Raw genomic sequence first — 13,007 nt, 5'->3', positions numbered from 1 at the left:
TCACGCGTCGTCCCGCAGGGCGCCGGGGCTGTCCGGGACGTCCGGCAGGCCGGCCGGGACGTCCGGCAGGCCGGCCGGGACGGCCGCGGTCAGGGCGGAGACGGCGGTGCCGATGCCGGCCAGCGCGGCGCCGAGGTCCCCCTCGGCGGAGCCGGCGGAGGCCGCCGCCATGATCACCTTGAGCGAGCGGAGCAGCCCGGCCGCGGTGGCGCTGCCGGTGTGCCCGGCGCGGTAGGCGGTGAGGAGGTCCCGGACGGCCGGGCAGTCCAGGTTGAGGTAGAGCCGGGCCCTGACCTCGCCGTCGGTGCGGGCGGTGAACGCCCGGGCCAGCCGGAGCGCGGCGGACGGGATCCGGGCGTCGGCCCGGTCGTCCTCGATCCGGGCCTTCAGCTCGGCCTCGCGGTCCGGCACCAGGACCAGCGGCAGGCCGGGCGGGTCGAAGCGGGCCGGGACGAGCCGCTCGCCCGGGTCGGCGAGGGCTCCGGAGAGCCAGGCCGCCTCCTCGGGCGGCAGCGGGCGCTCCGGGTCGCGGAACAGTTCGCGGTTGCCCTGCTCGCTGCCCAGCTCGACCACCCGGCACCCGCGCAGTCGGGCGTAGCGGCGCAGGAACGGCAGGACGGCGTAGCGGTCGCCGCGGGCGATCGGGACGCGCATCGCCCGGTACAGCATCTCCTCGAAGCCGCCGCCGCTGCCGAGCGCGACGTGTACCGCTCCCCCGCCGGCCGCCCGCAGGCCGCCGGCGGTGAGGTCGCCCTGCGAGGTGGGCACCGGGACGTCGTCGGCGAGCAGGGTGAACAGCCGTTCGTCGCAGAGCGCGGCGCCGAGCAGGTCCTGGCCGTGCCGGGTGAGGATGCGGCGCCAGGCGGCGGGCCGCAGCCGGGCCGTCTCGTACAGGCCGTCCACCACGGCGTCGGTGAGGGCCCGTTGCAGCGCGCGGTAGTGCTCGTCGCGCTGGAGGTCCTCGCGGCTGGCGGTGGGGGTGAGCCGGCTGGACTCGACCACCCCGCCGATGAACCCGGCCCAGCCGGGCAGCAGGTCGCGGGCGTCCTCGGCGAGCAGCATGCCGCGCAGGTAGACGGCGAGGTCGCGGTTGTCGCTGCTGCCGTAGCTGCCGCCGTCCTGGACCCAGAGCAGGCCGACCGCGTCGGTGGCGGCTTCGCCGGCCCCTTCCGCCGGGACGGGCAGCACGGGGAAGGCGGTGAGCGGTTCGAAGCGGCGGCCGAAGGCGGCGGCGAAGGCCATCCGGGCGGCGTGCCGATCACCCGGCACGTCCTGGCGCCAGGGCACCTGGACGGCGTTGACGGGCTCTTCATCCTCGCCGACGAAGACCGGGATGGGCAGCAACACGCAGTAGCGGCCGAGGACTTCGCGCAGGGTGTGTTCGTCGGCGAGGTGGGCGTGCTCGGCCTTGAGCGCCAGTTCGACCACGGTGCCGGGCCGCGGCCGGGCGGGCACCGGCTCGACCCGGTAGTGCTCGCCGCCGCGGCTGCGGTAGCGGTGGCCGAGCGTCGGCTCGCGGTGCGAGGTGGTGGTGACGGTCACCTCGTCGGCGACCGAGAAGGCGGAGAGGAAGCCCAGGCCGAAGGCGCCGATCAGCTCCTGGTTGCCGGTCAGTTCACGCAGCATCCGGGTGTAGCCGGTGCCGACGGTGGCGAGGTAGGAGTGGATCTCCGGCTCGGTGAGGCCGGCCCCGGTGTCCTCGATGCCGATGGTCCGCCGAGCGGCGTCGGCGCGCACCCGGATCAGCGGGTGGTGGTCGCCGTCCGGGTCCTCCAGGAGCCGGCGGGTGTGCGAGTCATGGGCGTTCTGGACGAGTTCGCGCAGGGCGACCAGCGGGGTGGAGTAGAGATGGGTGGCGAGGACGTTCACCAGGCCGCCGAGGTCGACCTCGGTGGTGCGCAGGTCGTCGGCGGGGGTGGGCTCGGTCGGGGCACCTTCAGACATGGGTCCCCAGTGTGCCAGTGCGACTATCTGTCGACCATTTCTTTCTATGCCTCAGTCGTCGCCGCAGAAATGACGGATTATCGTCAACTCGAATGTGACCGATCCCCCACCTTCGAGGGAACCGCCACCCGTTTGGTGGAGTTCGTCCACGTCACTGGTGAATGCTGACCGTGCGACGTCAGGCAACGGCGCTACGGAGCGGCCACTCCGGATCGCGCCACATTCGCACTTCCAGCTCAGGGAGACCAGCGTGTCCCGTATCCGCGCAGCCGCCGCCGTCACCGCCCTCGGGGCCTTCCTCCTCGTCGGCGTCGGCACCGCCACCGCGCACGCCGACAACGGCGCCGGCGCGAGCGACCACTCCAACGGCAGCGTCGTGAGCAACGTCGGTTCCGGCAACGTCATCGGCACCGTCCACGGCAACGTGGTCAACACCCAGCAGACCGCCACCGGTTCGGGTGCGAGCAACCAGAACAACGGCCTCGCCGTGGCCGGCAACGGCGGGAACGTCGGCGCCCTGCAGGGCAACGGCAACTTCGACGCCCGGGTCTACTACCCGCACGTCCTCTACTAGCCGGGCCGACCGGGCCGCGAGCCCGGTCGCAGCCCACGGGCCGGGTGCCCGCCGCCGACGCGACGGTGGCGGGCACCCGGCTGTGCGCGTCGGCCGCCCCTCGGTGCCCGGCTCCGCGCGTCGGCCCCCCCTTCGGCACCCGGCTGTGCGCGTCGGCTACGCCTCGACCCCCAGCACCGCGCGGCCGATCCGGCGCAGGCAGTCGCCGAGGTCCGGCCGGGCGCTGTGCGGGCCGTTCCGCACCCCGTCGTTGACCAGTGAGAACAGCGCGTGCACCCGGATCCGGGCGGCCACCGCGTCGTACTCCGGGCGCACCTGCCGCAGCAACTCGACCCAGGTGCGCAGGAAGTCGCGCCGGAAGTCCACCGCGACCCGGCGGTCCGGCGGGGCCAGCCGCTCGGTCTCGCTGAGCATCGCGCCCAGGTAGTCGCCGTTGCGCAGCGCGAAGTCGACGTACGCGCCGAGGCCCGCCGCCAGCGCCTGCGCCGGACCGGCGGCGGCCGCGATCGCGCCGTCCACCTCGTGCCAGAGCCGCTCCCGGCTGCGTACCAGGGAGGCCGCGAGCAGGTGGGCCTTGCTGTCGAAGTGCCGGTACACGCTGGGGCCGGAGATGCCGACGGCGGCGCCGAGCCGGTCGGTGCTGACGTTGTCGAAGCCGTGCCGGTGGAACAGCCGGACGGCCGCCGCGAGCAGCTCCTCCCGGCGGGCCTGCGGACTCGGCCGCGGCACCGGTACGACCCCGGGCCCGGGCCCGGCGGCCGTGCCGTCCAGGGACACCGCGAGGACGGCGGCGACCAGTTCGCGCAGCAGCGGCTCGGCCCGGCGGGGCTGCGGCGCGGCCGACTGGTAGGACAGCCCGGCACAGCCGGAGAGTGCCGACCAGCAGAGCAACTCGGCGTCCGGGGCGGAGAGTTCGGGACGTTCGGCGCGCAGCACGGCAGCCATCAGGGCGACGTCGGCGCGCAGTTCGCGGCGCAGTTCGGCCCGGCGGGCCGGTGGCAGCAGCCGGGCGTCACGCTGCACCAGGGTGCCGAGCGGGCGGTGCCCGACCGCCACCGCGGCCAGTGCGGCGCCGAGTTCGGCGGTGCTGCCGGCCGCGCGCAGGCCGTCGGCGAGCGCGTCCAGGCCCAATCGGACGGCGCGGTCGAGCAGTTCGGGCTTGCCGCGGAAGTGCCGGTAGAGGGCGGGCGCGGTGATGCCGACCCCGGCGGCGACCTCGGTCATCGAGACCTGGTGGTACCCGCTGCGGTGGAACCGGTCGGCGGCCACGGCGAGGATCTGGGCGCGCCGCCCGGGCGGCCGTCGGACCACCATGGCCTGCCTCCCTCGGAGTCGTCCCCGCGGCCCGTCCGGACCTCGCCCGAAGGCTAGCAAGGATTCACTTGCCGACCGTGCCGAGCCGTATTTCCGGGCCCGCCGACGCTGGACAGTCGAGGCTACCGGGGATTAACTTGTCGGGCCACCACCTGGTACGTTCCGCCTCCGCCGGCCCGCGGCCGGCATCGCCGAAGGGAGCGCCGCCGTGCGCCGCACCGTGTTCAACGAGGACCACGAGGCCTTCCGGGAGACCATCCGGGACTTCATCGCCAACGAGGTCGTCCCGGTCTACGAGAGCTGGGAGGCCGACGGCCACCCGCCCCGTGACTTCTACCGCCAGCTCGGCGAACTCGGCGTCTACGGCATCGAGGTCCCGGAGGAGTACGGCGGCGCCGGCGAGAGCGGCTTCAAGTACCAGGCGGTGATCGCCGAGGAGACCGCCCGGGCCGGCGTGAGCTTCGGCTCCTCCGGCGTGCACACCGGACTGGTGCTGCCGTACCTGCTGGAGTACGCGAACGAGGAGCAGAAGCGGCGCTGGCTGCCCGGCTTCGTCTCCGGCGACATCATGACCGCGATCGCGATGACCGAGCCGGGCGCCGGCTCCGACCTCGCGGGCATCTCCACCACCGCCCGGCTCTCCGAGGACGGCACCCACTACGTCCTCAACGGCGCCAAGACCTTCATCACCGGCGGCGTGCTGGCCGACCTCGTCCTGGTGGTCTGCCGGACCGCCCCCTACGACCCGGAGAACCGCCGGGCCGGACTGTCCATCCTCTGCGTGGACACCACCTCGCCGGGCTACTCCGTCGGACGCAAGCTGCAGAAGATCGGCCTGCGCACCTCGGACACCGCCGAGTTGGCGTTCGTCGACGTCAAGGTGCCGGTGGAGGACCTGCTCGGTGAGGAGGGCAGGGCCTTCTCCTACCTGACCCACAACCTGGTGCAGGAGCGGCTGGCGATCGCCGTCGGCGCGTACGCGGCGGCCGCCGCGGCGGTGCGGTTCGCGGTGCAGTACGTCAAGGACCGCAAGGTGTTCGGCAAGGCGGTCGCCGAGTTCCAGAACACCAAGTTCACCCTGGCCGACTGCCAGGCCCAGGTGCTGGCCCAGCAGTCGATGGTGGACCGCGCGCTGGAGCTGTACCAGGACGGCGAGTTGAGCGTCGCGGACGCGGCCGCCGCGAAGCTGTTCTGCACCGAGTCGGCCTCCACCGTCATCGACAAGTGCCTGCAGCTGCACGGCGGTTACGGCTACATCCTGGAGTACCCGATCGCCCGGCTCTACACCGACAACCGGGTGTTCCGGATCTACGGCGGCACCAGCGAGGTCATGCGCAGCATCATCGCCAAGTCGCTGGGGCTGTAGCGGAGTCGGCGCCGCGTGAAGCTGCGGCGGGCCGCACCCCCATGGCGGCCCGCCGCGTCCGTCCGTCTGTTCGTCTGTTCGTCCGTCCGCGCCTACCGGCTGACGGGCGTACGGGGGGTACGGGGGGTACGGGGGCACCGGGGGGTACGGGCGCCCGGGCCGGCTCAGTTGGGCGAGCTGTGCTCCGCGCGCCAGGCCTCCCAGCCGGCCGAGGAGGCCACCTTCACCTCGTGCAGGGCCCGCTGGGCGAGCGCGGTCGGCGCGGCCTCCAGGCTGCGCACCCAGCTGCGGCCCGCGGTGAACAGCGCCGCGCACACCAGCGCCGCACCGGCCGCACCGAGCACCGAGCCGATGCCGGTCAGCGCCACCCCGCCGGCCAGCAGCGAGCGGTTGACCTGGAGCCCGTCGAAGATCCTCTGGTTGGTCGCCATGCCTCCACGATGCGGGCAGTCGGCGAGAGCCGCACCTCGGGCGGCCCGCATCGGGTCTCTCCGGGTGCGCGCCGCCGGTGCGTCCGCGAACCTGGGCACACGGCTTGAGGAGGAGGCGGCGCGATGCCCGATCTCGAACGGCTCGCCGTGGAGCACTCCGCCCGGGCGGCCGAGAGCCCGCACGGGCGAAGTGCCCACCTGGTGCTGCACGACGGGGTGCTGCGGCAGACCGTGATCGCGCTGACGGCCGGGACCGCGCTGGACGAGCACACCCCGCCCACCGCCGGGAGCGTCCAGGTACTGCGCGGCCGGGTGTCGCTGACCATCGCCGGGCGGCGGGTGGAGCTGTCCGTCGGCGGGCTGGAGCCCGTACCGCAGGAGCGGCACGGGCTGCTGGCCCACGTCGACTCGGTGGTGCTGTTGACGGCGGTCACCGCGTAGGCCGTGCCTACGGTGCGGCGGCTCCCAGCACGCTGCTGCTGACCAGCCGCAGCCCGCGCAGGAAGTCCTGCCCGCTGGGCGCCAGTTCGGGCGCCGCCAGCCACTGGGCGACGTATCCGGCCAGCAGGGTCTGGTAGAAGGCCCCCCGGGCCAGCTCCTCCTCGGTGTCCGGCACCTCGGGCAGCCCCTGGAAGAGCGCGGCGAGGCCCAGCCGGCCCTCCTTCTGCGCCTGGCCGAGCGCCTGCGCGAGTTCGGGCGCATGCCCGGCCTGGGCCAGGGCCTCGAACTGGGCGGCCCAGAGTCCACGGTGCTCGACGAACACCGTTTTGAGCCCCTCCCAGACGGCGGCGAAGCGCTCCGCCGGGTCCTCCGACACCTGGTTCGCGGCGATCACCACCTCCCCCAGGGCCTGCCCCATCTCGCCGATCGCGTCGATCATCGCGGCGTTGAGCAGCGCGTCCTTCGAGCCGAAGTGGTAGCCGATCGCGGCCAGGCTGACGCCCGAGGCGGTCGCGATGTCGCGGGCCGTGGTGCGTCCGTAGCCCTTCTCGTACAGGCAGTGCTTGGCACCGGCCATCAGGTCTTCGCGGTTTCCCATGCCCCGATCCTACGGAAGGTCTGCACGGATGTCTTGCACGAGTGTCTCGTACGGATGTCTCGTACGGATGTCTCGGACGGTCGATTTACACATACGTACTAGACAAGCGTCTGAAACGCCCGTACCGTCTTCCCCATGACCGCAACCACCGGCCGCGCAGGCCGTCGCGAATGGACCGGCCTGGCCGTCCTCCTGCTGCCGACCCTCGTCCTCTCCATGGACATGGGCGTGCTGTTCTTCGCCGTCCCGTACATCTCCACCGAGCTGGCCCCGAGCGGCACCCAGCAGCTGTGGATCATGGACATGTACTCGTTCCTGCTGGCCGGACTGCTCATCACGATGGGCGCGCTGGGCGACCGGTTCGGCCGCCGCCGGCTGCTGATGGTCGGCGCCGCGGGCTTCACCGGCGCCTCGCTGCTGGCCGCCTGGTCCGGCAGCGCCGAACAGCTGATCGCCGCCCGCGCCCTGCTCGGCGTCGCCGGGGCCACCGTGATGCCCTCGACCCTCGCGCTGATCCGCAACATGTTCCACGACCCCAGGCAGCGGCAGATCGCCCTCGGCGCCTGGGGCGGCGTCCTCACCGCCGGGGCCACCCTCGGCCCGGTCGCCGGCGGACTGCTGCTCGACCACTACTGGTGGGGCTCGGCCTTCCTGGTCGCCGTCCCGGTGATGGTCCTGGTGCTGCTGGCCGCGCCCGTCCTGCTCCCCGAGTACCGCACCACCGCCCCCACCGGCCGCTTCGACCTGCCCGGCGCCGTGCTCTCGCTCGCCGCGATCCTCCCGCTGGTCTACGGCATCAAGACGCTCGCCGTGGACGGCTGGAGCCCGCTGCCCGCCCTCGCCGCCGCGGCCGGGCTGCTGTTCGCCGCCGCCTTCGTGTGGCGCCAGCGCACCGCCGCCGACCCGCTGATCGACCTGAGCCTGTTCCGGATCCGCACCTTCAGCGGCGCGATCAGCGTCAACACCCTCGCCATGTTCGCGATGATGGGCTTCGCCCTCTTCACCTCGCAGTACCTGCAGCTGGTCAAGGGAATGAGCCCGTTCACCGCCTCGCTCTGGTCGCTGGTGCCCAGCGTCGGCGTCGGCGCGGCGATCGGGATCAGCTCGGCGCTGGCCGGCAAGGTCCGCCCGGCGGCCCTGATGGGCGGCGGCTTCGTGGTCGGCGCGACGGGCTTCGCGATGATGACCCAGGTCGGCCCGCACTCGCCGCTGGCCCTCATCCTCACCGCGGCGGGCGTCCTGGCCGCCGGCACCGTCGGCACCATGACGATGACCGCCGAGATGGTCGTCTCCGCCGCCCCGGCCGAGCAGGCCGGCGCCGCCTCCGCCACCTCCGAGACCGCCGTCGAACTCGGCAGCTCGCTCGGCATCGCCCTGCTCGGCGCGGCGGGCGCCGCGGTCTACCGCCACCAGCTGGACGGCGCCCTCCCGGCGGGCGTCGACGGCACGGCCGCCGGCACCGCGCGGGACACCCTCGGCGGCGCCGTCTCCGTCGCGGCCCACCTGCCCGGACGGCTCGGCCCGGACCTGCTGGAGACCGCCCGCGGCGCCTTCACGGACGGCCTGCACGTCGCCGCCGTCGTCGGCCTGGTTTTCGCCCTCGGCGCGGCCCTCCTCGCCTACCGCCTCCTGCGCCACCTCCCCGCCGCCACCCCGGCGGCCGAGCCGGCCCCGGAGCCCGTCGCGGTCCGACCCACCACGGTCTGACCCACCCCGGCCGACGGTCCACGCGAGTCATCGAGAGCCCCCGCCCGAATCTGGGCGGGGGCTCTCCGCCGTCCGGAGGGACTGGATCTACCGGGAGGGCCTGCCCGAGGAGGCCGACACCCGGCGCGGCTGTCTGCCGGCGCGCCGCCCGTAGACCGTACGGCCGCTCCACCCGGGGGTGGACCGCGGTGCGTCCACCCCCGGGTGCGTGTCGCGGCGGGCCGTCCGGAGGACCGTGGAGGGGTATCCACGAGACCGCCAGGAGCCGCCGCATGTCCGTACCGTCCCTCCTCTCCCTGCTCGGCCTCCTCTGCTGGATCGGCTACGAGCTGCTGTTGCGCCGTCGCGAGGACAGCGCGGCCGGCACCTGGCGCGCGGACGACCGCGACCGCGGCTCGACCCGGCTGCTGCTCTGCTGCTATGCCGCGTCAGCGCTGGCCGTGGTACTGCTCGATCGCGCCTCGATCGGTGAACTGCCCACCTGGGCACGCTGGTTCGGGGTCGCGATGGTGGCCGCCGGGCTGGCCCTGCGGGCCTGGGGCATGCGGACCCTGGGCCGCTACTACACACGCACCCTGCGCACGGTGGACACCCAGGAGGTGGTCCGCGGCGGCCCGTACCGGCTGATCCGCCACCCCGGGTACGCCGGCAGCCTGCTGGTCTGGACCGGCTACGCGCTCGGAGCCGGCGGCTGGGCCGCGGCCCTGGTGGTCGCCGCGGTGCTGCTGGGCGCGTACGGCTGGCGGATCGCCGCCGAGGAGCGGCTGCTGCTGGCGGCCTTCGGCCCGGCGTACGCGCAGTACCGGAAGGAGTCCAAGCGGCTGGTGCCGTTCGTCTACTGATCGGACCGGCCCCCCGGCGGGGGTGGGCAGGGCCGCCGGAAGAGCCGCTGTCGCCCGCGCTCCGCTCGAACAGCACCTGGTTTTATGCCAGCGTTTCCCGGCCGGTGTATCCGTTCGGTGTGAGAGCCAGGCATACTGGCGAGAACGGGCGCTAGCGCCCACCCGTGACTCTAGACAAGAAGGGACCGGTGGCCAGGGATGCTGCGGAACGGTCTTGAGCCCTGGCACATCTTGGTGGTGCTGGCGGTCGTAGTCCTGCTGTTCGGATCGAAGAAGCTGCCGGAGATGGCGCGCGGCCTCGGCAAGTCGATGCGCATCCTGAAGGCGGAGACCAAGGCGATGCGCGAGGAGGACCCCTCGACGGAGGCCGGCACCGCGCAGAGCACGGCCGCCCCCCAGCAGGCGACCCCTCAGCCGGCCGCCGACCGCCCGGCCGTCACGCCGACCCACGTGACCACGGCCGCCGAGGCGAAGCGCCCCGAGACGACCGCCTGAGTCGTCCGCATGCTCCGTCGAGCCCCCGGTGGATCCCCACCGGGGGCTCGACGCTGTTCCGGGCCGGGCCGGCCTGACCCGTACGGGGGACGTCGGCGAGCGGGCGGGCGCGGGGCGGGGCAGGCTGGGCGGGATGGCCGAGAACCCGCCGACCGTGGATGTACGCGCCTGGCTATGGCTGCTGGGCGCGTTCGCGCTGCTGATGACCGGGTACTTCACGCTGCCGCTGCACTGGCTGGGCGACCGTCGACCGGTGCTGAGCTGGTCGGTCTTCGCGGGGGCGCTGACCGGGCTGTCCTGGCTGATGCTGGCCAAGATCGTCGGCGTGATACGGGGGACGGCGAAACGGCCGGTGTACTGGCTGGCGTTCCTGATCTGCCTGGCCGTGACGATCTTCTCGGCGACGTACTTCGTGCTGGGCTCGCACAAGGCGGAGTTCGCCGGGCTGGAGACCCGGCTGGACGCGCTGTACTTCACGGTCGTCACCCTGGCGACGGTCGGGTACGGGGACATCACGCCGTCGGGCCAGGTGGCACGGCTCCTGGTGGTCCTGCAGATCGGGTACAACTTCGTGTTCCTCGCGGCGGCGGCCGGGACGGCGTCCCGGACGGTCCGGGGGAGCGTGGAGAAACGGATCCATCGGCAGGAGTGAGTTCGGATCCGCCGTCCGGCACGGCGGGCCTGTGCACGCGGCCCGCCGCACGTCCGGGGTCGGTCGGCTGCCTTCGCCGGGTGCCGAAGGGGTCGCCCGGAGGGCCCGTTCGAGTGACGCCCTTCGACATCCGGCGCTGTGGAGAACCCCACCTCTGCGCTCGGCTCGGCCCCAGAGCTCCACACCGTTTTCGACCCCCCACGCCTCACACCCCTCCCCCGCACACAGGACTGTCCACAGCCTGTGGACAACCCCTGTGTATTCACGGGCGGCTGGTGTCGACGGGAGCCTGAGCTGCGAGAACGCCGATCGGGGGGGTGCGCTGGGCTGCTCGTCCCTACCGTGGCGGTGGAGGAGGGTGGCCGATGGGCTCGCTGTCCGTGGAGTCGGGGGCCGGCGGGGCGGCTGCCCGGGTCCGGGTCGGGGCGCCGTCGAGAACCAGGAACCGGCCGTCCCGGTGGGGCGGTGGCCGTACACCCGCCCGGGGCCATGGAGGCTGGTTCGTGCCGGGACAAGGCCATCGCCGCGCCCTTTCCTCAACAAGCTTTGCTCATCGGAGAGTTGCGTGACGGCCACCTCATGGCCAGAGGCTAGCGATGATGGTCGAGCAACTCCGCGGCCATCAAGGCCAGCCCGATCACCAGCATCATCGCGCTCAGCTTGACCCACCCCGGGAGACGTCGGCCTGGACGGGGGATTCGCTGATGCCGAGGCGAGTTGGGCGCCGGTCCGGTTGTCGGCGGGTTCGAGGGCCGGCCGGTCGTCCCTCCACCGGACCGCCGCGCGGGACGTAGCCGAGGGCTGCCCTTGTGGCCGAGCCGCCGTCAGTCGTCCTGGTTGTCGGCGGTCGCGTGGAGGGTCGTCATCAAGGCGCCCAGGCGGGCGTTCCAGTTCGCGTACGTCAGCGGGTCGATGGTGTGCTTCTTGCCCAGGTCCTTGATCACCTTCTGGGCGCCCCTGAGGTCCTGGGCGGCGTCGTCGGGGTTGCCCTCGTTGAGACGGGCCGAGGCGTCGTCGAGGATCCGCAGCAGGTCCGCCTGCTTGTCCCGCTCCTTGGTGATCGGCGCCTGGGCGACCGCCTGACGGAAGGACTGGAGCTGGAGCGCCGCGGGCTGGTTGCGCGGGACGGCCGCGGTGGGGACCGACGTGGGCAGGGCGGCCGGGCTGGTGGGGGCGGCCGCAGCGGAAGTCGGCGCCGCCGTCGGGGCGGTGGCCGCGGGCTTGGTCGCCGCCGGGGGCTTGGTGGCGGCGGCATGGCCGGCCGGCTCGTCGAAGGCGGTGACGGCCAGGGCGGCGATCCCGGCGAGGCCGGCCACGCCCAGGGCGCCGAGGACGAGGGGCTTGCGGCGGCTCCGGGCGGGCCCGGGCGTGGGCGCGGGCGTGGGCTGCGCGGTGTAGGACGCGGCGGGCGGCATGGGCGGACCCACCGGCGCCATCACCGAGGTGGCGGCGGGCACCGGATGGTGGTGCGGGGCCTGGGGCGGGAGCAGGGTGGTGTGCTGCTGGTCCGGGTGCGCCGGGGTCACGGGCGGCAGCAGCTGGGTCGGTGCGGCCGTCGCCAGCAGCTCCGCCGTCGGGTCACCGACGGCCAGGCCCGGGACGGTGGCGAGGAGTTCGGCGCGCGCCGCGGAGGCGTCGGCCGGGCGGTGGGCCGGGTTCTTGGCCAGCAGGCGCAGCACCACGGCGTCCAGGGCGGGCGGCAGGCCGGGGCGCCGGACGGACGGCGGCAGGGGCTGCTCGCTGACGTGCTTGAAGGCGATCGCCACCGGGGTCTCGGCGGTGAACGGGGTCTCGCCGGTGAGCATCTCGGTCAGCACGCAGCCGACCGCGTACAGGTCGGTGCGGCCGTCCAGGGCGGAGGCGGTGGCCTGCTCCGGCGAGAGGTAGGCGGCCGTGCCGAGCACGCTCGCGGTCTGGGTCAGGTTGCTGGAGGAACCGGCCCGGGCGATGCCGAAGTCCACCACCTTCACGCCGCCGTCGTCGGTGATCATGATGTTGCCGGGCTTGATGTCCCGGTGCACCAGCTCGGCCGCGTGCGCGACCGCCAGCGCCTCGCAGACCGCCGCCGCGATGCCGACCGCGCGCTCCACCGGCAGCTGCGGCTGCTGGACCAGGACGGCGGCGAGGGAGCGGCCGCTGACCAGCTCCATGACGATGAACGGGGTGCCCTGGTCCACGCCCGAGTCGAAGACCATGACGATCCTCGGGTGCACCAGCATGGCGGCGTGCTGCGCCTCGCGGCTGAAGCGCTCGGCGAAGCGGGGATCGTCGGCGAGGCCCCCGTTGAGGACCTTGACGGCCACCTGGCGGCCCAGCACCCGGTCGACGCCGCGCCAGACGGTGGCCATGCCGCCGACGCCGAGTATCTCGACGAGTTCGTAACGCCCGTTCAGCGCGCGTCCGATCAACTGGAGCTCCCCTCGGGTGCGGCGGCCGGGGGTCCGGGGCGCCTGGTGCACCTGTGCACGATAGCTGTCTTGTCGTGGGGGGCCGCTGACGCGGGGGTCTTCGTTCGTTCGGGGGGCTCTCGGGAGGGTGGGTGCCGGGGGCGGCTCCGGGGGTGGCCGCTCCGGGGGCTGGGTGATTTTCCGACTGCCGACCCTCATCGCGGGGGGTTGAGACCGTTGGCAGTCTGAAAATCAC

12 protein-coding genes are annotated in these 13,007 nt (G+C 73.7%); 7 read left to right on the top strand and 5 right to left on the bottom strand.

From position 1 onward, the window contains the following. Complete coding sequence (locus ACZ3YL_RS40190; RefSeq protein ID WP_465662604.1) at positions 1-1,944, bottom strand: ATP-binding protein; 1,944 nt, start codon at positions 1,942-1,944, stop codon at positions 1-3. Between the two features lie 250 nt (positions 1,945-2,194). On the opposite strand from ACZ3YL_RS40190, the gene ACZ3YL_RS40185 reads away from it, so the two are divergent. After that, positions 2,195-2,518 (top strand): hypothetical protein, encoded by a 324-nt coding sequence (locus ACZ3YL_RS40185; RefSeq protein ID WP_188304268.1) that lies wholly within the window; start codon positions 2,195-2,197, stop codon positions 2,516-2,518. A 156-nt stretch (positions 2,519-2,674) separates the two neighbouring features. On the opposite strand, the gene ACZ3YL_RS40180 is transcribed toward ACZ3YL_RS40185, so the two are convergent. After that, positions 2,675-3,832 carry a TetR/AcrR family transcriptional regulator gene (locus ACZ3YL_RS40180; RefSeq protein WP_465662602.1) on the bottom strand — a complete coding sequence of 386 codons (1,158 nt, stop codon included), beginning with the start codon at positions 3,830-3,832 and terminating at the stop codon, positions 2,675-2,677. 208 nt (positions 3,833-4,040) lie between these two features. On the opposite strand from ACZ3YL_RS40180, the gene ACZ3YL_RS40175 reads away from it, so the two are divergent. Further along, positions 4,041-5,198 carry an acyl-CoA dehydrogenase family protein gene (locus tag ACZ3YL_RS40175; protein ID WP_188304266.1) on the top strand — a complete coding sequence of 386 codons (1,158 nt, stop codon included), beginning with the start codon at positions 4,041-4,043 and terminating at the stop codon, positions 5,196-5,198. 164 nt (positions 5,199-5,362) lie between these two features. Here ACZ3YL_RS40175 and ACZ3YL_RS40170 read toward each other — a convergent pair whose 3' ends face one another. After that, positions 5,363-5,629: a hypothetical protein gene (locus tag ACZ3YL_RS40170; protein ID WP_188304265.1), complete on the bottom strand. Its 267-nt coding sequence runs from the start codon at positions 5,627-5,629 to the stop codon at positions 5,363-5,365. A gap of 123 nt (positions 5,630-5,752) precedes the next feature. Here ACZ3YL_RS40170 and ACZ3YL_RS40165 point away from each other — a divergent pair, with 123 nt between their 5' ends. Further along, on the top strand, positions 5,753-6,070 hold the full coding sequence (locus tag ACZ3YL_RS40165; protein ID WP_188304264.1) for a cupin domain-containing protein: 318 nt from the start codon (positions 5,753-5,755) through the stop codon (positions 6,068-6,070). Between the two features lie 7 nt (positions 6,071-6,077). On the opposite strand, the gene ACZ3YL_RS40160 is transcribed toward ACZ3YL_RS40165, so the two are convergent. Further along, positions 6,078-6,668: a TetR/AcrR family transcriptional regulator gene (locus ACZ3YL_RS40160; RefSeq protein WP_188304263.1), complete on the bottom strand. Its 591-nt coding sequence runs from the start codon at positions 6,666-6,668 to the stop codon at positions 6,078-6,080. A 135-nt stretch (positions 6,669-6,803) separates the two neighbouring features. On the opposite strand from ACZ3YL_RS40160, the gene ACZ3YL_RS40155 reads away from it, so the two are divergent. The 4 genes from ACZ3YL_RS40155 (at position 6,804) to ACZ3YL_RS40140 (ending at position 10,364) form a co-directional block, all read left to right on the top strand. Beyond that, the gene (locus ACZ3YL_RS40155) at positions 6,804-8,375 is read left to right on the top strand and encodes an MFS transporter (RefSeq protein ID WP_188304262.1); all 1,572 of its coding nucleotides are present in this window, start codon (positions 6,804-6,806) and stop codon (positions 8,373-8,375) included. 272 nt (positions 8,376-8,647) lie between these two features. Continuing rightward, positions 8,648-9,217 carry a methyltransferase family protein gene (locus ACZ3YL_RS40150; protein WP_188304261.1) on the top strand — a complete coding sequence of 190 codons (570 nt, stop codon included), beginning with the start codon at positions 8,648-8,650 and terminating at the stop codon, positions 9,215-9,217. A 198-nt stretch (positions 9,218-9,415) separates the two neighbouring features. Further along, positions 9,416-9,712 (top strand): Sec-independent protein translocase subunit TatA, encoded by a 297-nt coding sequence (gene tatA, locus ACZ3YL_RS40145; protein WP_188304260.1) that lies wholly within the window; start codon positions 9,416-9,418, stop codon positions 9,710-9,712. Positions 9,713-9,845: 133 nt separating this feature from the next. Next, positions 9,846-10,364 carry a potassium channel family protein gene (locus ACZ3YL_RS40140; RefSeq protein WP_188304259.1) on the top strand — a complete coding sequence of 173 codons (519 nt, stop codon included), beginning with the start codon at positions 9,846-9,848 and terminating at the stop codon, positions 10,362-10,364. Positions 10,365-11,188: 824 nt separating this feature from the next. On the opposite strand, the gene ACZ3YL_RS40135 is transcribed toward ACZ3YL_RS40140, so the two are convergent. Then, complete coding sequence (locus ACZ3YL_RS40135; protein WP_188304258.1) at positions 11,189-12,823, bottom strand: protein kinase domain-containing protein; 1,635 nt, start codon at positions 12,821-12,823, stop codon at positions 11,189-11,191. Positions 12,824-13,007: the final 184 nt, after the last annotated feature.

The sequence above is a fragment of the Kitasatospora sp. NPDC023176 genome (genome assembly GCF_055560495.1).
The sequence above is the reverse complement of the archived record's forward strand: the minus strand, read 5'-3'. Positions and strand labels throughout refer to the sequence as shown.